Genomic DNA, 18047 nt, shown 5'->3' on the forward strand with positions numbered 1-18047 from the left:
GAGCCTACGGCGTGGCGGCGCGCACGACCGCGAGCGCCCGCGCAGCGAGGTCCGCGCCCGGCTCGAGCCAGTGGACGCGCGGGTCCGGGCGGAACCACTTCTCCTGCCGCCGCGCGAGCTGGCGGGTCGCGACGGAGATCTCCTCGACGGTCTCCGGCACGCCCGTGCGCCCCTCGAGGGCGGCGATCGCCTGGGCGTACCCGACGGCGCGGGCGGCGGTGCGGCTGAACCCGCGCTCGCGGAGCCGGGCGGTCTCCTCGAGGAGCCCACCGGCGACCATGGCCGCGGCACGGCGCGCGATGCGCTCGTCGAGCTCGGGGCGCGGGACGGCGACGGCGAGCTGGACGGCCGGGACGCGGTAGGTGTGCTTCGGCAGCGTGGCGGAGTACGGGCGCCCGGTCAGCGCGATGACCTCGAGCGCGCGCACGATGCGGCGGGCGTTGCGCGGGCCGATCTGCTCGGCGGCAGCGGGGTCGAGCCGGGCCAGCTCGGAGTGCAGCGTCCGGCTCCCCTCGGCCTCGACGCGCTCCTCGAGACGGGCGCGGACGTCGGCGTCCGTGCCCGGGAAGTCGAGGTGGTCGAGGACCGCGCGCACGTAGAGCCCCGAGCCGCCGACGAGGACGGGCGTGCGGCCGCGGGCGGCGATGGCGGCGAGGTCGGCGCGGGCGTGGGCCTGGTAGGCCGCGACGTTCGCGTCCTGCGTGACGTCGAGGACGTCGAGCTGGTGGTGGGCGACCCCGCGCCGCTCGGCGGGGGCGAGCTTGGCCGTGCCGATGTCCATGTCGCGGTAGAGCTGCATGGCGTCGGCGTTGACGACCTCGGCGGCGGCGGGGCCCCCGAGGAGGTCGACGAGGTCGAGGGCGAGGTCGGACTTGCCGGTCGCCGTCGGCCCGACGACGGCGACGACGAGGGGGGTCACCGCGCCCGCGGGGGCAGCGCGGGCATCCCGAGCGTGACGGGGCCGGCCGCGGCGGGGGCCGCACCGTGGTCGTGGTCGTCGCTGCCGCGACGCTCCCAGGCGTCGCCCGCGCGCGTGCGGCGCAGCGCGTACGTGCCCCCGGTGAGCGCGCTGTCCGCGACGAGGTGGTGCGGGGCGCCGTGCGTGACGACGGCGGTGACCATGTCCCCGGGGCGGGGGACCTCCGTCGCGCCGGCGGGCAGCGCGACGTGGACGAGCCGGTTGTCCGCCGCCCGGCCACTCACCCGCGCCGTGGCGCCGTCCTTGCGGCCGCCGCTGTCCGCGATGAGCACCTCGACGGTGCGCCCGACCTGCTGCTCGTTCTCCCGCGTGCCGATGCGCTCCTGGAGCGCGACGAGCCGGGCGTAGCGCTCGGTGACGACGTCGGCCGGCACCTGGTCCGGGTGGTCCGCGGCGGGGGTGCCGGGGCGCGGGGAGTACTGGAACGTGAACGCGCTCGCGAACCGGCTCGCCTCGACGACGTCGAGCGTGGCGGCGAAGTCCTCCTCGGTCTCACCGGGGAAGCCGACGATGATGTCGGTGCTGATGGCGGCATCGGGGATGGCCGCCCGCACGCGGTCGAGGATCCCGAGGAACTTCGCGGAGCGGTACGAGCGCCGCATGGCGCGCAGGACGCGGTCCGAGCCCGACTGCAGGGGCATGTGGAGCTGGGGCATGACGGTCGGGGTCTGGGCCATCGCCTCGATGACGTCGTCGGTGAACGCGGCGGGGTGGGGGGAGGTGAACCGCAGGCGCTCGAGCCCCGGCACCGCCCCGGCGGCCCGCAGGAGCTTGGCGAACGCGCCGCGGTCCCCGAAGCCGACGCCGTAGGAGTTGACGTTCTGCCCCAGCAGCGTCACCTCGATGGCCCCCTGGGCGACGACGGCCTCGATCTCGGCGAGGACGTCGCCCGGGCGGCGGTCGCGCTCCTTGCCGCGCAGGTGGGGGACGATGCAGAACGTGCACGTGTTGTTGCACCCGACCGAGATCGAGACCCACGCCGCGTAGGCGGACTCGCGCCGCGTGGGCAGCGTCGAGGGGAAGACCTTGAGGGACTCCTCGATCTCGACCTGCGCCTCGGCGTTGTGCCGGGCGCGCTCGAGGAGCGCCGGCAGGACGTCGAGGTTGTGCGTGCCGAAGACGACGTCGACCCACGGCGCCTGCTCGACGATGCCCTCGCGCATCTGCTGGGCGAGGCACCCGCCGACGGCGATCTGCATCCCTGGGCGGGTGCGCTTGACGCTCGCCAGCTGGCCGAGGTTGCCGAAGAGGCGGGTCGCGGCGTTCTCGCGGACGGAGCACGTGTTGATGACGATGACGTCCGCGCCCTCGGCGAGCGTGTCCCCTGACTCCATGGCCCGGGCCTGCGCCCACGGCGCGTCGGCGACCGGGACGTAGCCGGCGCCCGAGAGCATGCCGGCAAGGCGCTCGGAGTCGTGGACGTTCATCTGGCAGCCGAGCGTGCGCACGAGGTACGTGCGCGGGGCGGGCGGCGCCGCCGGTCCGGCGGCGGGGGCGGTGGTCTGAGCAGTCATCGTGGTCCCAGTCTAGGTCCGCCCGAGGGCGCTCCCCGCGGGGCGGAAGAGGGGGCGCGAGCTCTGCCGTCGGGTCGTCAGGGGTGCGGGCAAGCCGGCCCGGGCGGCGCGCGTGGGCGCCGCGCTCGGGCGCGACCGGAGCGCCGCGCACGGATCGTGACCGCACCGTGAGGTGCAAATGACGGCCCGCGTAACATCCGGCCGTTAGGTTGGCCCCCATGACGGACCCGACCAGCGCCGGTGCGCCGAGCGCTCGCCCCGGCGACGCCCTCGTCGAGATGCACGGCGTCAACAAGCACTTCGGAGACCTCCACGTCCTGCAGGACATCGACCTCACCGTCACACGGGGGGAGGTCGTCGTCGTCATCGGGCCGTCCGGCTCCGGGAAGTCGACGCTGTGCCGCACGATCAACCGCCTCGAGACGATCGACACCGGGACGATCGCCATCGACGGCGTCCCGCTGCCCGAGGAGGGCAAGGCGCTGGCCAAGCTGCGCGCCGACGTCGGGATGGTGTTCCAGTCGTTCAACCTCTTCGCCCACAAGTCGGTCCTCGACAACGTCAGCCTCGGACCTGTCCGGGTCAAGGGCGTGCGCGCGAAGGACGCGAAGGCCCGCGCCATGGAGCTCCTCACCCGGGTGGGTGTCGCGGACCAGGCCGACAAGCTCCCCGCCCAGCTCTCCGGCGGCCAGCAGCAGCGCGTGGCGATCGCCCGCGCGCTCGCGATGCAGCCCAAGGTCATGCTCTTCGACGAGCCGACGTCGGCCCTCGACCCGGAGATGATCAACGAGGTCCTCGACGTCATGACCGCCCTCGCCAAGGACGGCATGACGATGATCGTCGTCACCCACGAGATGGGCTTCGCGCGCCGCGCGGCGGACCGCGTCGTCTTCATGGACGGCGGCCAGATCGTCGAGGAGGCCACACCGGAGGAGTTCTTCACGAACCCCCGCTCCGCCCGCGCCCAAGACTTCCTGTCCAAGCTGCTCAGCCACTGATGACAAGCACGAACGACGTAAGGAGACGACCCATGCGAGGCAAGCGACACTCAGCAGCCGCCCTCACCCTGGCCGGCGCCCTGGCCCTGTCCGCGTGCGGCGGTGGTGACGGCGGCGGCGAGGACACGGCCGACGCCGGCAGCACGACCGACGCGGGCAGCGAGGGCGGGTCGGTGACGATCGGCATCAAGTTCGACCAGCCCGGCCTCGGCCTCCAGGAGGGCTCGGACTACACCGGGTTCGACGTGGCCGTCGCCACGCACGTCGCCGAGCAGCTCGGCTACGCGGCGGAGGACATCGAGTGGGTCGAGACCCCCTCCCCGCAGCGCGAGACGATGCTCCAGAACGGCCAGGTCGACATGATCTTCGCGACCTACTCGATCACCGACTCCCGCAAGGAGACGATCGCGTTCGCCGGCCCGTACTTCGTGGCCGGCCAGGACCTTCTCGTCGCCGCGGACGACACCGAGATCACCGGACCCGACTCCCTCGACGGGAAGGTCCTCTGCTCCGTCGAGGGCTCGACCTCGGCCGAGCGGATCCGCGAGGAGTACTCCGAGGGGGTCGAGCTGTTCCCGACCGTCGGGTACTCCGAGTGCGTCGAGCTCCTCGCCGCCGGCACGGTCGACGCCGTGACGACGGACGACATCATCCTCGCCGGCTACGCCGCGCAGCCCGAGTACGAGGGCCAGTTCAAGGTCGTCGGCACCCCGTTCTCCGAGGAGTACTACGGCGTCGGCCTCCCCCAGGACAACGACGTGTGCGAGGACATCAACACGGCGATCACCGAGATGATCGAGGACGGCACGTGGGAGCAGCTCATCGCCGAGAACGTCGGCGACACGTACACGCCGAACCCCGACCTCAACCCGCCGACAGAGCTCGAGACCTGCGCCTGAGCACCGGCCCACGGGCCTCGGCCGGCTCTCGACACCCGGCTCCACCACCCGCTCTGTCCGACCCGCTGGCTCTACCCGCGGGCTCCAGCCGCCGGCTCCAGCCACACCCGCTCTGCTCTGACCACCGAGGGAGGTGACGCATGGGCGACTACGTCGCGGACTTCTCCGAGCTGCTGAGCACGTACGACGTGCTCGGCGGGTTCCGCGCGACGCTGCAGCTGACGCTGTACGCCGCTGTCGGCTCCCTCATCCTCGGCACCGTGCTCGCCATGATGCGGGTCAGCCCCGCGCCGAGCCTGCGTGCGGCGGGGGCGGCGTACGTCAACGTCGTGCGCAACACACCGCTCACGCTCGTCATCGTCTTCTGCTCCCTCGGCCTGTGGGGCCAGCTCGACGTCGTCCTCACCCGTACGGACGTGCCCGGATACCTCGCGACCAACAGCTTCCGCCTCGCGGTGCTCGGTCTGTCGGTCTACACCGCGGCGTTCGTGTGCGAGGCGCTGCGGAGCGGGATCAACACCGTCCCCAGCGGCCAGGCGGAGGCGGCCCGGGCGATCGGGCTCGGCTTCGGCCAGTCGATGCGCCTCGTCATCCTGCCCCAGGCGTTTCGCGGGGCCATCGCCCCGCTGGGCAGCACCCTCATCGCGCTGACGAAGAACACGACCGTGGCCCAGGCGGCCGGCGTCGTCCAGGCGTCGTCGATCATGAACACGATGATCGAGTTCCGGCCCGACCTCATCGTCGCGATCTTCATGCTCTTCGCCCTGGGCTTCGTCGCCATCGTCCTACCCATGGGGCTGGCGACGACCGCGCTCTCCCGTCGGATGGCGGTGGCCCGATGAGTGCGGAGCGCGTCCTGTTCGACGTCCTCGGCCCGCGCGGACGCCGTCGCGTCGCGCTCGTCAACGTCGTCGGCGCGGCGGTGCTCCTGGCCGTCCTGGCGTGGGTCGTCTACGCGCTGGCGGGGAAGGGACAGCTGACAGCGGCGAAGTGGGCGCCCTTCCTCACGGCCGACGTCTGGCAGTTCTACATCGTGCCCGGCCTGCGGGCGACGTTCATCGCCGCGTTCTGGGCGATCATCGGCGCGAACGCCTTCGGCCTCCTCTTCGGTCTCGGGCGCCTCTCGCAGGCGCGTTCGGTCCGCTGGTTGAGCGGCACGGTCGTCGAGTTCTTCCGCGCGGTGCCCGTGCTCATCATGATGATCTTCTTCTACTTCGGCCTGTCCAACAGCGGGATCGTCGCGCCGAGCGACGCGCCGCTCTACGCGGTCGTGCTGGCCCTCACCCTGTACAACGGCGCGGTCATCGCCGAGCTCGTCCGCTCCGGCGTCCACGGCCTGCCGCGCGGGCAGCGCGAGGCGGGGCTCGCGATCGGTCTCTCCCGCGGCCAGTCCCTGCGCATCGTCGAGCTGCCGCAGGCGCTCATCGCGATGCTGCCGTCGATGCTGAGCCAGCTCGTCGTCATCCTCAAGGACTCGGCGCTCGGGTACATCATCACGTACCCGGAGCTCCTCCGGCAGGCGCGCCTCGTCGGCAGCTCGCAGGCCAACCTCCTGCCGTCGCTCATCGTGGCAGCGGCGATCTTCATCGTCGTCAACTACGGACTCACCTGGGTCGCGGGGCGGATCGCGCGGCGCCTCTCCCACCGGACCGCTGGCGGGGTCCGGGCACGGCCCCGCAACATCGAGCCGGACTGACGGCGGCGCTGACGCCACGGCGAGCGCCGGCGCACGGACGCGCACCGGCGCCGCCCGGCTTCATCGGGCCGCACCTGCACGAGGCGAGCCGCGCGGTCAGCGTGGCGGAGCGCCGCACCTGCGCTCAGGTGAGCGAGACGTCAGGGCAGGTCGTCGAGATGCTCGGCGTCGTTGCTGTCCTCGGCGCCGTCCTGGCCCTCCGCGGCGAGCGCCTCGTCGACGACGCGCATGGCGACGCCGGGCGGGTAGCCCTTCCGCGCGAGCATCCCGCCGAGACGGCGACGACGCTTCTCGCGCTCGAGCCCGCGCGTCGCGTCGACCCGGCGCGCGACGAGGGTCCTGGCCGCCGTGAGCTCGTCCTCGTCCTCGACCTGCTCGAGCGCCGCCTGCGCCACGTCGCCGTCGATGCCCTTGCGGCGCAGCTCCTGGGCGAGGGCGCGCCGGGCGAGCCCTCGCTCGGCGTGGCGCGTGCGCACGAGCATGTCGGCGTACGCGGCGTCGTCGAGGAGGCCCACCTCCTCGTACCGGTCGAGCAGCGCGTCGGCCACGTCGTCGGGCACGTCACGGGCGGCCAGCTTCTCCGCCAGCTGCGCCCGGCTGCGCGGGGCGGCGCTGAGGAGGCGCAGCGCGATCGTCCGCGCCACCTCCGCGGCGTCCGGCTCCGGATCGACCGCGGCGGCGCCGGCAGCCGGTGGCTCGGGGCGCGCCCGGCGGCTCCCGTCGCCTCCGGCGCGGCGGCGCGCACGACCAGCGCCACCACCCGACGAGCCGCCGCTCCCGAACCCGCCGCTCCGGGAACCGCCGCTCCCGAACCCGCCGCTCCGCGACCGGCGAGCCGGGTCGGCTCCCTCGGGACCCGACCCGCCGGTACCGCGCGGGGCCATGCTCAGAACTCGACCGCGGGCTCAGCGGCCGGGGCGTTCGGGTCGACGGCGTAGGCGCCGATCCCCAGCTTGGTCAGCACCTTGACCTCGATCTCGTCGGCGAGCTCGGGGTTGTCGCGGAGGAAGCTGCGCGCGTTCTCCTTGCCCTGCCCGAGCTGGTCGCCCTCGTACGTGTACCAGGCGCCGGACTTGCGGACGATGCCGTGCTCGACGCCGAGATCGATGAGGCCACCCTCGCGCGAGATGCCCTGCCCGTAGACGATGTCGAACTCGGCCTGCTTGAACGGCGGGGCCATCTTGTTCTTGACGATCTTCGCGCGGGTCCGGTTACCGACCGCCTCGCCACCCTCCTTGAGGGTCTCGATCCGGCGGACGTCGATGCGGATGGAGGCGTAGAACTTCAGCGCCTTGCCGCCCGTCGTCGTCTCCGGGGAGCCGAAGAACACGCCGATCTTCTCGCGGAGCTGGTTGATGAAGATCGCGGTCGTGCCCGAGGAGGACAGGGCGCCGGTGATCTTGCGGAGCGCCTGGGACATGAGGCGGGCCTGGAGGCCGACGTGGGAGTCGCCCATCTCGCCCTCGATCTCCGCCTTGGGCACGAGCGCGGCGACGGAGTCGATGACGACGATGTCGATGGCGCCCGAACGGATGAGCATGTCCATGATCTCGAGCGCCTGCTCGCCGGTGTCCGGCTGGGAGACGAGGAGCGCGTCGGTGTCGACGCCGAGACGCTTGGCGTACTCCGGGTCGAGGGCGTGCTCGGCGTCGATGAAGGCGGCGATCCCGCCGGCCTTCTGCGCGCTGGCGACGGCGTGGAGCGCGACGGTCGTCTTGCCGGAGGACTCCGGGCCGTAGATCTCGACGACCCGGCCGCGCGGGAGCCCACCGATACCGAGCGCGACGTCGAGCGCGACCGAACCGGTGGGGATGACGGCGACCGGGGGCCGCGTGTCATCGCCCAGCCGCATGACCGAGCCCTTTCCGAACTGGCGGTCGATCTGGCTGAGCGCGGCCTCGAGGGCCTTGCTGCGGTCTGCTACGGGAGCGGCCATGGTGTGTCACCTCTGCTGATGGGGCGAGCTGCTCGTGCGGCTCACCGGGCGGTCCGGGGGCTGGTCTGTCCAGGGCCCGCCCTCTCCGGGCGGCTTCCTGGGGGGAGGCTATGTCCGACCACCGACATCCGGTCCTGCACCCCCACTGGCTGTGGATCGTGCACTCCCGTCCTCTCCTGTGCGGGAAGCGTAGCCCGAACAGGCGTTCGACGACGACACGTCGTGCGGGCGTGTCGCGGGCGAGCTGAGCGGCGCTCCGGGGCGGCGCGCGGACGCGGCTCAGCCCCGGCGGCGCTTGCCGTCCATCGTGCCGCGGTGCCGCCAGCGCACGGCCTCGTCGAGCTCCATCTCGGTGCAGATCGCGTCCCACACCCGCTGGGGCGCCTCGCCGGCGGCCAGCGCAACCGCGCCCGTCCGGTCGCCCACCTGCGGAAGGACGAGGTCGCTCACGAGCGAGCGGCCGTGGGCGGGGCCGAACGTCTCGTCGACGACCTGCCAGAACTCCGAGTGCTTCACGGCACCATCATCGCGCGCCGCCGCCCTCCTGTCGGCCCCGGCCCCGCATGCCACGGCAGCGGACGGGCCGGTGTCGGTGGTCGCCTGCACAATGGCCCGATGGACGGCTTCTCCAGGCCCACCCGCGCGTGGTTCGAGGGTGCCTTCGCCGCCCCCACCCCCGCGCAGGCGGGCGCGTGGGAGGCGATCGGCGCCGGGGACCATGCGCTCGTCGTCGCGCCCACGGGGTCCGGCAAGACCCTCGCCGCGTTCCTCTGGGCGCTCGACCAGCTGCTCACGGGCGAGCCGCCCTCGCCCGCCGAGCGCTGCCGGGTGCTGTACGTCTCCCCGCTCAAGGCGCTCGCGACGGACGTCGAGCGGAACCTGCGCTCCCCGCTCATCGGCATCACGCGGGCTGCGGCGGGCCTGGGCATCGACGTGCGCGACGTCACGGTCGGGGTGCGCACGGGTGACACTCCCCCGGCGGAGCGCCGTCGGCTCGCGACGAAGCCGCCGGACATCCTCATCACGACCCCCGAGTCGCTCTTCCTCGTCCTCACGTCGGCGGCACGGGAGGGCCTGCGCGGGATCGGCACGGTCATCATCGACGAGGTGCACGCCGTCGCCGGGAGCAAGCGGGGTGCCCACCTCGCTCTCTCCCTCGAGCGCCTCGACGCCATGCTGCCCGCCCCGGCGCAGCGGATCGGCCTCTCGGCGACCGTCCGCCCGCCCGCGGCGGTCGCCCACTTCCTCGCGGGCGCCCGGAGCCCGGAGGACGGCGGCCGCCCGGTCCGCATCGTGCAGCCGCCGTCGACGAAGGAGCTGCGCATCGACGTCGTCGTCCCGGTGCCGGACCTCACGTCCTTGCCCGAGGCCGGGCCGCTGCCCGAGGGACCGGACCTCAGCGGTGACGCCGCCGGGGCGCTGCGCGGGCCGCAGCGCGCCTCGGTCTGGCCGCACGTCGAGGAGCGCGTCGTCGACCTCATCGCGGCGCACCGCTCGACGATCGTGTTCGCCAACTCGCGCCGATCGGCGGAGCGGCTCGCCGCCCGCATCAACGAGGTGTGGGCCGAGCGCCAGGGCGAGGTAGACGCCCGGGACACGGGCGTGGCATGGCCGGCGGCCGCCCCCGGCCAGTCCGGGACTGCCAGCGGGCGCGACGGGGAGATCGCGCGGGCGCACCACGGGTCGATGAGCCGGGAGGAGCGCACCCGCATCGAGTCCGCGCTCAAGAGCGGGCACCTGCCGGCCGTCGTCGCCACCTCCTCGCTCGAGCTCGGGATCGACATGGGCGCGGTCGACCTCGTCATCCAGGTCGGCTCGCCGCCGTCGGTCGCCTCTGCGCTCCAGCGCATCGGCCGCGCCGGGCACCAGGTCGGAGCGGTCTCGCGCGGGGTCGTCCTGCCGACCCACCGCGGGGACCTCGTCGCCGCGGCCATCACGGCGGCACGGGCGACGTCGGGGGACATCGAGGAGATCCGCGTCCTGACGAACCCGCTCGACGTCCTCGCCCAGCAGGTCGTCGCCATGCTCGCCGTCGAGGACCTGCGCGTCGACGAGGTCGCGACGCTCGTGCGACGGTCCGCCCCCTTCACCTCGCTCGGGGACCGGTCCTTCACCGCTGTCCTCGACATGCTCGCCGGGCGCTACCCGAGCGAGGACTTCGCCGAGCTGCGGCCCCGCATCGTGTGGGACCGCGCGGCGGGCGTCCTCCGCGCGCGGCCCGGGGCGCTGCGGCTCGCGGCGACGAGCGGGGGGACCATCCCCGACCGGGGGATGTACGGCGTCTACCTCGCCCGCGCCGGGGCCGCCGGCGCGGGGGCCGGGGCGGGCGACGCCGGCGGCGGCGCGGGGGCGGACACCGCCGTCACCGGCGGTCGGGGCGGGCGGCGCGTCGGCGAGCTCGACGAGGAGATGGTCTACGAGTCCCGCGTCGGTGACACGTTCACCCTCGGCTCGAGCACGTGGCGCATCGAGGACATCACCCCCGACCGCGTCCTCGTCTCCCCCGCGGCGGGCCTGCCGGGGCGCCTCCCGTTCTGGAAGGGCGACTCGCCCGGCCGTCCCTTCGAGCTCGGCCGGGCGCTCGGCGCGATGGTCCGCGAGGTGGGAGCGGCCGACGACGGCGAGGCCCGGGCGCGCCTCGCCGCGGGCGGCCTGGACGAGTGGGCCTCCGACAACCTCCTCGCCTACCTCGCCGAGCAGCGGGAAGCGACCGGGCGCGTGAGCGACGACCGCACGATCGTCCTCGAGCGGTTCCGCGACGAGCTCGGCGACTGGCGCGTCGTCATCCACACGCCCTTCGGCGCGAAGGTCCACGCGCCGTGGGCGCTCGTCCTCGCCGAGCGGCTCCGCGAGCGCTTCGGGATGGACGTCGCCGCCATGCACGCGGACGACGGGATCGTCCTGCGCCTGCCCGACGTCGGGTCAGCCGGGGGCGAGCTCGCCGTCTCGGCGCAGGACCTCCTCCTCGAGCCGGACGAGGTCTCCGCCGCCGTCGTCGCCGCGCTGGGCGGCTCCGCCCACTTCGCGGCGCGCTTCCGCGAGGCGGCCGCGCGCTCGCTCCTCCTTCCCCGGCGCCGCCCGGACCGCCGGCAGCCCCTGTGGCAGCAGCGGCACCGCGCCGCCCAGCTCCTCTCCGTCGCCGCGGACCACCCCGACTTCCCCGTCGTGCTCGAGGCGGTCCGCGAGTGCCTCCAGGACGACTACGACACCCCGGCCCTCGCGGGCCTCATGGCCGACGTCGCGGCGCGCCGCGTCCGTGTCCTCGAGGTGAGCACGCCGAGCCCGTCGCCGTTCGCCCGCTCCCTGCTCTTCGGGTACGTCGGCCAGTTCCTCTACGACGGCGACGCCCCGCTCGCCGAGCGCCGGGCTGCGGCGCTCACGCTCGACCCGGCGCTCCTCGCCGAGCTCGTCGGCGAGGGCCTGGGCGACCTCGCCGACCTCCTCGACCCGCTCGCCGTCGAGCAGGTCGAGGCCGAGGTCTCGCTGCGGACGCGCCCCGCGACCGACGTCGAGGGCCTCGCCGACCTCGTGCGGCGCCTCGGGCCCGTGAGCGAGAAGGACCTGCGGGAGCGCGCGGACCCGGACTCCGTGCCGGGCTGGCTCGACGAGCTCGTGCGGTCCCGACGCGTCATCGGCGTGCGCGTCGCCGGTGAGGACCGGTGGGCCGTCGTCGAGGACGCCTCCCGGTTGCGCGACGGGCTCGGCGCACCCCTGCCCCCCGGGCTCCCCGAGGCCGTGCTCGCACCCGTCGCCGACCCCCTCGGGGACCTCGTCCGGCGGTACGCACGGACGCACGGCCCGTTCCGCGGCACCGAGCTGGCGGCGCACCTCGGCGTCGGCGTCGCAGCCCTGCGGCCCTCGCTCGACCGGCTCGTCGCCTCCGGTGCCCTCGTCGCGGGCCGGCTCCGTCCCGCCGGGGTGCAACCCGCTGACACCGACCACCGCGACCTGTGCGACGCCGACGTCCTGCGCCGGATCCGGCGCCGCTCGCTCGCGCACCTGCGTGCCGAGGTCGAGGCGGTGCCCCAGTCCGCGCTCGGGGCGTACCTCCCGCGCTGGCAGTACGTCGGCGGCGGCACGGGGCCGCGCTCGGAGGGGCCGGGGCTCGCCGTCGTCCTCGACCAGCTCGCCGGGGCGCGCGTGCCCGCGTCCGCGCTCGAGCAGCTCGTCCTGCCCGCCCGGGTGGAGGGGTATGCCCCGACCCAGCTCGACGAGCTCACCGCGGCCGGCGAGGTCCTGTGGGCCGGTGCGGGCTCGCTGCCGGGCGTCGACGGCTACCTCACGCTCGTCCCCGCGGACGCGCCGGAGCTCCTACCAGAACCGGAGCCGCTCCCTGAGGGCTCGGCCGTCCACGAGGCGCTGCTCGACGTCCTCGCCGACGGCGGCGGACGGTTCTTCCGGGACCTCGTGGGCGCGGTCCGGGAGCGGCTCGAGGCGCAGCCCGCGGCCGACGAGGTCCTCGAGGCCCTGTGGGACCTCGTGTGGGCCGGGCACGTCACGAACGACACGCTCGCCCCCGTCCGTGCGCGCCTGGCCGGGGGCCGGCCGACGCACACCGCCCGGCAGCGGCCCCCCCGCCCGCGGGCGGCCCTCTCCCGTCGGCGGATGCTGATCTCGGCGGCCACCGGGGGCGCGCCGCTCGTCGCGGCGCCGCCGTCGGCCGTCGGGCGGTGGTCCCTCCTCACGCGGACCGTCCCGGACGCCACGGCGCGCGCGCTCGCCATGTGCGCGGCGCTCCTCGAGCGGCACGGGGTCCTCACGCGCGGCGCCGCTGGGCTCGAGGACCTGCCCGGCGGCTTCGCGACCGCCTACCCCGTCCTCGCCCGCCTCGAGGAGGCGGGCAAGGTCCGGCGCGGCTACTTCATCGAGGGGCTGGGGGCGGCGCAGTTCGCGCTCCCGGAGTGCGTCGAGCTCCTGCGCGCCGCGCCCGGGGGCAGGCGTGGCGAGGACGGCGCCCGCACCGCCGTCGTCCTCGCGGCGACGGACCCGGCGAACCCGTACGGCGCGGCGCTGCCGTGGCCCCCCGCGGGTGAGGACGAGCGCGGCGAGCGGGGTCGACCCCGGCGCGCGGCGGGCGCCGTCGTCGTCCTCGTCGACGGTGCGCTCGTGCTCCACGTCGAGCGCGGGGGGCGCACGGTCCTGTCCTTCTCCCAGGACCCGACGGTGCTGGGGGCGGCCGCGGACGAGCTCGCACGCGTGGCCGCCTCGGACGCGCTGGGACGGCTGACCGTGCAGCGGATCGACGGCGCGCCTGCCCTGGGAGCCCGCAGCGCGGTGACCGAGGCGCTGGACGAGGCGGGGTTCATGGTCACCCCGCGCGGGCTGCGCCTGAGGCAGCGGCCCCGCGGTGAGCGGTCGGGGACGAGCGGTGCCCCCGCACCGGGTGCCGGACGTTCGGCACCGGGCACCGTCCGGGAGCTGCGGGCGTCCGGGGATCTCGATGCCTGAGGGGGACGTCGTCCTGCGCACCGCGCGACGGCTGGACGCGGCCCTGTCGGGACAGGTCCTCGTCCGCGGGGAGCTGCGGTGGGGCAACCTCGGCGGGATCGACCTGGCCGGGGCGACCGTCGTCGAGACCCGCGCCGTCGGCAAGCACCTGCTCACCCGGCTGGACGACGGCCGCACGGTCCACACGCACCTGCGGATGGACGGCACCTGGCGGGTCTACCGCACCGGCGCCGAGCGGGGAGCCGACCGATCGGCGCGCGTGCGCGTCGTGCTCGGGAACGCGACGTGGACGTGCCTCGGCTACCTCCTCGGCGAGGTCGACCTCGTCCGCACCCGTGACGAGGGGCTCGTCGTCGGGCACCTCGGGCCGGACGTCCTCGCGCCGGACCTCGACGTCGCAGCGGCGGCCGCGCGCATCACGGCCCAGGGCGTCCGCCCGATCGGCGAGGTGCTGCTCGACCAGCGCGTCGTCGCGGGCCTCGGCACGATCTACATGGCCGAGAGCCTGTGGCGGCACAGGGTCTGGCCGTGGACCCCAGCCGGCGACGTCGACGCGACCGCGCTCGTCACCACGACGGCTCGGATCATGCGTCGCTCGGTCGAGTCGCGGCTGCCGACGGCGACCGCCGAGGCGCGGCGGCAGACGCACGTCCACGGGCGTGAGGGCCGGGGCTGCCCCCGTTGTCGCACGCCGCTCGTGCGCTCCGAGGTCGGCGTGCCACCGCAGCAGCGGCCGGTGTTCTGGTGCCCCACGTGTCAGGCACGGCCGGACGCGCCCACGGCGGACTGACAGGGCGGACGGGAAGCGCGCGCGCGAGCCCGCGCAGCGCTCGCGCAGTCGCTCAGGCGACGCTGATGAGGCCGTCGTCGCGGTGCATCGCGTTGGTGAGCTCCTCGGGCACGGTGTCCGGCACGTGGACGCCCTCGGCGAGGGCGATACGGTCGCTCACCTGGCGCAGGACGTGCGACATCGGCACGTTGAGCGCGGTGCAGATCGAGGCGAGCAGCTCAGAGGACGCCTCCTTCTGACCTCGCTCCACCTCACTGAGGTAGCCGAGGGAGACCCGCGCCGAGGATGAGACCTCGCGCAGCGTGCGTCCCTGGCGCTGGCGGGCTCCCCGGAGCACGTCGCCGATCTCGCGTCGCAGCACAACCATGGGGCGCACCTCCTCTCGCGTGGCCTGCATCGTCCTACCGTACCCCGCACCCTGCGTCGCGCGCGGGCGGGGGCGTGTGTCGGCCCGTCCCGTGGGACGGTTCGTCGAGCGGGGGTGCCGCTGGGTCGTTGTCATCACTTGGTCCAACTCCGTCCGGCCCCCGGATGTTCCCGCAGCGATCCGTCAGCGCGCGCGGTCGCCGTCGTCGAGCGAGCCGGCGAGGAGGGCGAGCGCCGCCCGCGCGCTGGCGGTCCGTACGAGCGAGCGTGACCCGGCGAGGAAGAGGCGGCGCACCCGCACGTCCCCGCGTACCCAGGCGGCCACGAAGACCGTGCCCGCGGGGTGCCCCTCGGACGGACCGGGTCCGGCGACGCCGGTCGTCGCGACGGCGTGGTCCGCGCCGAGGCGCCGCGCAGCACCGGCGGCCATCTGCGCCGCGACACGCGGGTCGACGGCGCCGGCCTCGGCGAGCACGGCGGGATCGACGCCGAGCAGGTCGGCCTTGACGTCGTTGAGGTACGCGACGACTCCGCCGCGCAGGACGGACGAGGCGCCGGGGACGGCCACGATGCGGGCGCACACCTCTCCGCCGGTGAGCGACTCCGCCACCGCCAGTGTGCCGCCGCGCGCGGCGAGCGCGGCGACGAGCCGGGCCTCGAGCGACGCCCCGGTCACCGTCACGCCTTCGCGGTCGGCCCGTCGCCGCGGACGGGACCGGGCTGCCCGCTCCCGCTCCGCCTGGCAGCACCAGAGCTCGCGCCCGGTTCGCTCGACGTCGCCGGCTCGGCGGGCTCCGCCGTCGTCCGTGCCAAGCGCCAGGCGCGGACGGCGTAGTCGACGCCCGTGCCGACGGTGACGAGGAGCGCGAGGACGACGACGACCCACGTGAGGACGACCATGACGTCCGCCGCGGTGCCGGGCAGGAACGCGTGCCACGGGATGAGCAGGCCGGTGATGAAGATGACCTGGAGGACCGCCTTGATCTTCCCGCCCTGCGACGCGGCGATGACGGAGCGGCGGAGCATGAGGAAACGCAGCACGGTGACGCCGAGCTCGCGCACGATGATGACGACCGTGACCCACCACGGAAGGTCACCCTGGACGGAGAGGAGGACGAGCGCCGTGAGGACGAGCGCCTTGTCCGCGATGGGGTCCGCGATCTTCCCGAAGTTCGTCACGAGCCCTCGGCTGCGCGCGATGTGCCCGTCGATCTTGTCGGTGATGGCCGCGACGAGGAAGACGCCCGCGGCGGCGAACCGGGCAGGGACGGAGTCGACGAGGAGGAACGCCGCGAAGACGGGGACGAGCGCGACCCGCGCCATCGTGATGACGTTGGCCAGGTTCCACAGCGGGACCTGGGCGGCGGGTGTCGACGGGTCGGAGGGCATCCGTCCAGACTAGAGGGCCGTGCGCGGGTGGGCTCGCGTGGCCCCGCCGTCGGGGTGTGACACACGCCGGGCGGGGCGGCCCGGGGGCGCCCACGTCGCCGGTACTCTCCCGAGCATGGCCCGTCACGCCTCCCCAGCCCGCGGTTCCCGCACGTGGGCGATCGTGCTCGCGGTGGTGCTGGCTGCGCTCATCGCGGTCGCGCTCGTGTGGAGGCCCTGGACGGCCACGACACCCTCCGCCGGGCAGGGGCAGGAGACGGCGGGGGCGACGGCCGCGCCGAGCGAGGTACGCACATCCACGCCGACGCCGGCCCGGACCCCGAGTCCGAGCCCGACCCCGGAGCCGCTCCCCGACGCGGTCTTCACGATCGTCGGGGGCGGGGACGTCCTCCCCCACACGACCGTCATCACGACGGCGGCGACGGCGGACGGGTACGACTTCGTCCCGATGATGGAGGCCACCGCGGAGTTCACCCGCGGTGCCGACCTCGCCCTGTGCAACCTCGAGGTCCCGCTCGCGCCGCCGGGTACCGCCCCGAGCGGGTACCCGATGTTCGGCGCCCCGAGCGAGCTCGCGGGTGACCTCGCACGGCTGGGCTGGGACGGGTGCTCGACGGGCACGAACCACAGCCTCGACCGTGGGATGGCGGGGCTCACCCACACGCTCGACTCGCTCGACGCCGCCGGGCTCGGCCACGTCGGGACGGCGCGCAGCGCCGCGGAGGCCGACCGCCCCCAGCTGTACGAGCTCGAGCGGGAGGGCCAGACGATCACCGTCGCGCAGATCGGGGCGACGTACGGGACGAACGGGATCCCCGTGCCGGCCGGCGCGCCGTGGGCGGTCGAGCTCATCGACGCCGACCGGCTCATCGAGTCCGCCCGCGCCGCCCGGGCCGAGGGCGCGGACCTCGTCGTCGCGAGCATCCACTGCTGCGCCGAGTACAGCGGTGAGCCCGCCGCCGAGCAGGTCGATCTCGCCGAGGAGCTCGCCGCCTCGGGGCAGGTCGACCTCATCCTCGGCCACCACGCCCACGTCCCGCAGCCGATCACGAAGCTGCCCGGCGGCCCGGACGGCGCCGGCATGTGGGTCGCGTACGGGCTGGGCAACTTCATCTCCAACCAGGACGAACGGTGCTGCGTGCCCCAGACCGCCACCGGGCTCCTGGCGACGGCGACCGTCGTCAAGCCCGACGGCGGGGCCGCCCGGGTGGAGACGGTCGAGTGGACCGCAGTGACGGTGGACAGGGTCGGGGCGCAGCGTCTCTATGTCCTGTCCGACCTCGTCGCCGGGGAGCGCCCCGACGGCCTGACACTGACGGACAGCTCCATCGCGGACCGGTACCAGCAGGTGCTCGACGTCGTCGGGACCGAGGCGGCCGAGCGGACCGAGCCGCCGACGCCGACCGGGCCGGAGCCGGTCGTCGTGCCCCGCGCGGGCTGAGCCTGCCGGGCGACTGCGACATCGCTTGTCCACCCCTCGGGGGTGGCTTCGTGCTTGATGTCAGACGCTCGTTCTAGGGTGGACAGATGTTCGAAGAGCAAGGGTCGGTGGCGACGGGGTGCAGGTGCGGCCCGTGGGATCCGCTCTGCGCGGCGGAGATGGAGACCGAGGCCGACGTCGCGTTCATGAGGGCGCTCTTCGCCCAGGAGACCGCCGAGCTCAACGCCCGTGAGCGTGCGCGCGGCGAGATCGACGAGCGGCTCGACGAGGCCCCCGGGGGTGGGTGGTCCGCGGGCGAGGACGCCGTCCCGCCCGCCTGGCTCCAGGAGACCGGGCCCGCACCCGCTGCCCCGGCCGGGGGTGTACTTGTCCCGCCGGCGGCGGATGCTGATGGTGGGGAGGCGCTGGGTGAGTGGCTCGCGGGCCTGGCGCCCGGCCCACAGCTCGCCGCGGTGCTGGAAGGGATCGACGTCGGTGGGGTCGGGGACTACGCCGCGGTCGAGGTCGTGGCCGCCTACCGCCGCCAGCAGGCCTGGGCCGCTGCCCGTGCCGCGATGAGCGCCGCGGACCTGGCCCGGCGCCCGAGCATGA

At 74.7% G+C, this 18047-nt stretch carries 15 protein-coding genes and 1 pseudogene; 8 read left to right on the plus strand and 8 right to left on the minus strand.

Annotation, left to right across the window (positions count from 1 at the left end; genetic code table 11):
• Positions 1–4: 4 nt before the first annotated feature.
• Positions 5–919 (minus strand): tRNA (adenosine(37)-N6)-dimethylallyltransferase MiaA, encoded by a 915-nt coding sequence (miaA, locus tag V2J63_RS14250; protein ID WP_331231649.1) that lies wholly within the window; start codon positions 917–919, stop codon positions 5–7.
• On the minus strand, positions 916–2493 hold the full coding sequence (gene miaB / locus V2J63_RS14255; RefSeq protein ID WP_331231650.1) for a tRNA (N6-isopentenyl adenosine(37)-C2)-methylthiotransferase MiaB: 1578 nt from the start codon (positions 2491–2493) through the stop codon (positions 916–918). Before miaB ends, miaA begins: the two co-directional genes overlap by 4 nt.
• 218 nt (positions 2494–2711) lie before the next feature.
• On the opposite strand from miaB, the gene V2J63_RS14260 reads away from it, so the two are divergent.
• The 4 genes from V2J63_RS14260 (at position 2712) to V2J63_RS14275 (ending at position 6086) form a co-directional block, all read left to right on the plus strand.
• The gene (locus V2J63_RS14260) at positions 2712–3491 is read left to right on the plus strand and encodes an amino acid ABC transporter ATP-binding protein (RefSeq protein ID WP_331231651.1); all 780 of its coding nucleotides are present in this window, start codon (positions 2712–2714) and stop codon (positions 3489–3491) included.
• Positions 3492–3523: 32 nt separating this feature from the next.
• Positions 3524–4390 (plus strand): glutamate ABC transporter substrate-binding protein, encoded by an 867-nt coding sequence (locus tag V2J63_RS14265; protein ID WP_331231652.1) that lies wholly within the window; start codon positions 3524–3526, stop codon positions 4388–4390.
• Positions 4391–4530: 140 nt separating this feature from the next.
• A complete protein-coding gene (locus V2J63_RS14270) occupies positions 4531–5232 on the plus strand; it encodes an amino acid ABC transporter permease (protein ID WP_331231653.1) in 702 nt (233 codons plus the stop codon).
• Complete coding sequence (locus tag V2J63_RS14275; RefSeq protein WP_331231654.1) at positions 5229–6086, plus strand: amino acid ABC transporter permease; 858 nt, start codon at positions 5229–5231, stop codon at positions 6084–6086. Before V2J63_RS14270 ends, V2J63_RS14275 begins: the two co-directional genes overlap by 4 nt.
• Before the next feature lie 140 nt (positions 6087–6226).
• Here the strand turns inward: V2J63_RS14275 and V2J63_RS14280 are convergent, their stop codons facing one another.
• The 3 genes from V2J63_RS14280 to V2J63_RS14290 all read right to left on the minus strand — a co-directional run bounded on the left by V2J63_RS14280 (position 6227) and on the right by V2J63_RS14290 (position 8538).
• On the minus strand, positions 6227–6730 hold the full coding sequence (locus V2J63_RS14280) for a regulatory protein RecX (protein ID WP_331231655.1): 504 nt from the start codon (positions 6728–6730) through the stop codon (positions 6227–6229).
• A gap of 242 nt (positions 6731–6972) precedes the next feature.
• Positions 6973–8022, minus strand: a complete 1050-nt coding sequence (gene recA / locus V2J63_RS14285) for a recombinase RecA (protein WP_331231656.1) — start codon at positions 8020–8022, stop codon at positions 6973–6975.
• 279 nt (positions 8023–8301) lie between these two features.
• The gene (locus V2J63_RS14290) at positions 8302–8538 is read right to left on the minus strand and encodes a DUF3046 domain-containing protein (protein WP_331231657.1); all 237 of its coding nucleotides are present in this window, start codon (positions 8536–8538) and stop codon (positions 8302–8304) included.
• A gap of 99 nt (positions 8539–8637) precedes the next feature.
• On the opposite strand from V2J63_RS14290, the gene V2J63_RS14295 reads away from it, so the two are divergent.
• Both V2J63_RS14295 and V2J63_RS14300 read left to right on the plus strand, forming a co-directional pair.
• Positions 8638–13470: an ATP-dependent helicase gene (locus V2J63_RS14295; protein ID WP_331231658.1), complete on the plus strand. Its 4833-nt coding sequence runs from the start codon at positions 8638–8640 to the stop codon at positions 13468–13470.
• Positions 13463–14260, plus strand: coding sequence for an Fpg/Nei family DNA glycosylase (locus V2J63_RS14300; protein ID WP_331231659.1), 798 nt, complete (start codon positions 13463–13465; stop codon positions 14258–14260). The genes V2J63_RS14295 and V2J63_RS14300 overlap by 8 nt, the downstream gene beginning before the upstream one ends.
• A gap of 52 nt (positions 14261–14312) precedes the next feature.
• On the opposite strand, the gene V2J63_RS14305 is transcribed toward V2J63_RS14300, so the two are convergent.
• The 3 genes from V2J63_RS14305 to pgsA form a co-directional block, all read right to left on the minus strand.
• Positions 14313–14657 carry a helix-turn-helix domain-containing protein gene (locus V2J63_RS14305; protein WP_331231660.1) on the minus strand — a complete coding sequence of 115 codons (345 nt, stop codon included), beginning with the start codon at positions 14655–14657 and terminating at the stop codon, positions 14313–14315.
• Between the two features lie 153 nt (positions 14658–14810).
• On the minus strand, positions 14811–15302 hold the full coding sequence (locus V2J63_RS14310; protein ID WP_331231661.1) for a CinA family protein: 492 nt from the start codon (positions 15300–15302) through the stop codon (positions 14811–14813).
• Positions 15303–15304: 2 nt separating this feature from the next.
• Entirely contained in the window at positions 15305–16015 is a 711-nt protein-coding gene (gene pgsA / locus V2J63_RS14315) for a CDP-diacylglycerol--glycerol-3-phosphate 3-phosphatidyltransferase (RefSeq protein WP_331231662.1), read from the minus strand.
• 115 nt (positions 16016–16130) lie between these two features.
• On the opposite strand from pgsA, the gene V2J63_RS14320 reads away from it, so the two are divergent.
• Positions 16131–17456 (plus strand): CapA family protein, encoded by a 1326-nt coding sequence (locus V2J63_RS14320; protein ID WP_331231663.1) that lies wholly within the window; start codon positions 16131–16133, stop codon positions 17454–17456.
• A gap of 158 nt (positions 17457–17614) precedes the next feature.
• A pseudogene (locus tag V2J63_RS14325) lies at positions 17615–18047 on the plus strand (hypothetical protein); the annotation flags it as partial.

This window comes from Georgenia wangjunii (assembly GCF_036421975.1).
Taxonomy (GTDB): domain Bacteria; phylum Actinomycetota; class Actinomycetes; order Actinomycetales; family Actinomycetaceae; genus Georgenia_A; species Georgenia_A wangjunii.

What these genes read in the sequence shown, in the direction of transcription:
- V2J63_RS14275 (WP_331231654.1), top strand. Translation starts at nt 5,229, where the DNA reads ATGAGTGCGGAGCGCGTCCTGTTCGACGTCCTCGGCCCGCGCGGACGC.
- V2J63_RS14305 (WP_331231660.1), bottom strand. Translation starts at nt 14,657, where the DNA reads ATGCAGGCCACGCGAGAGGAGGTGCGCCCCATGGTTGTGCTGCGACGC.
- recA (WP_331231656.1), bottom strand. Translation starts at nt 8,022, where the DNA reads ATGGCCGCTCCCGTAGCAGACCGCAGCAAGGCCCTCGAGGCCGCGCTC.
- V2J63_RS14320 (WP_331231663.1), top strand. Translation starts at nt 16,131, where the DNA reads ATGGCCCGTCACGCCTCCCCAGCCCGCGGTTCCCGCACGTGGGCGATC.
- V2J63_RS14260 (WP_331231651.1), top strand. Translation starts at nt 2,712, where the DNA reads ATGACGGACCCGACCAGCGCCGGTGCGCCGAGCGCTCGCCCCGGCGAC.
- V2J63_RS14270 (WP_331231653.1), top strand. Translation starts at nt 4,531, where the DNA reads ATGGGCGACTACGTCGCGGACTTCTCCGAGCTGCTGAGCACGTACGAC.
- V2J63_RS14295 (WP_331231658.1), top strand. Translation starts at nt 8,638, where the DNA reads ATGGACGGCTTCTCCAGGCCCACCCGCGCGTGGTTCGAGGGTGCCTTC.
- pgsA (WP_331231662.1), bottom strand. Translation starts at nt 16,015, where the DNA reads ATGCCCTCCGACCCGTCGACACCCGCCGCCCAGGTCCCGCTGTGGAAC.
- V2J63_RS14300 (WP_331231659.1), top strand. Translation starts at nt 13,463, where the DNA reads ATGCCTGAGGGGGACGTCGTCCTGCGCACCGCGCGACGGCTGGACGCG.
- miaB (WP_331231650.1), bottom strand. Translation starts at nt 2,493, where the DNA reads ATGACTGCTCAGACCACCGCCCCCGCCGCCGGACCGGCGGCGCCGCCC.
- V2J63_RS14265 (WP_331231652.1), top strand. Translation starts at nt 3,524, where the DNA reads ATGCGAGGCAAGCGACACTCAGCAGCCGCCCTCACCCTGGCCGGCGCC.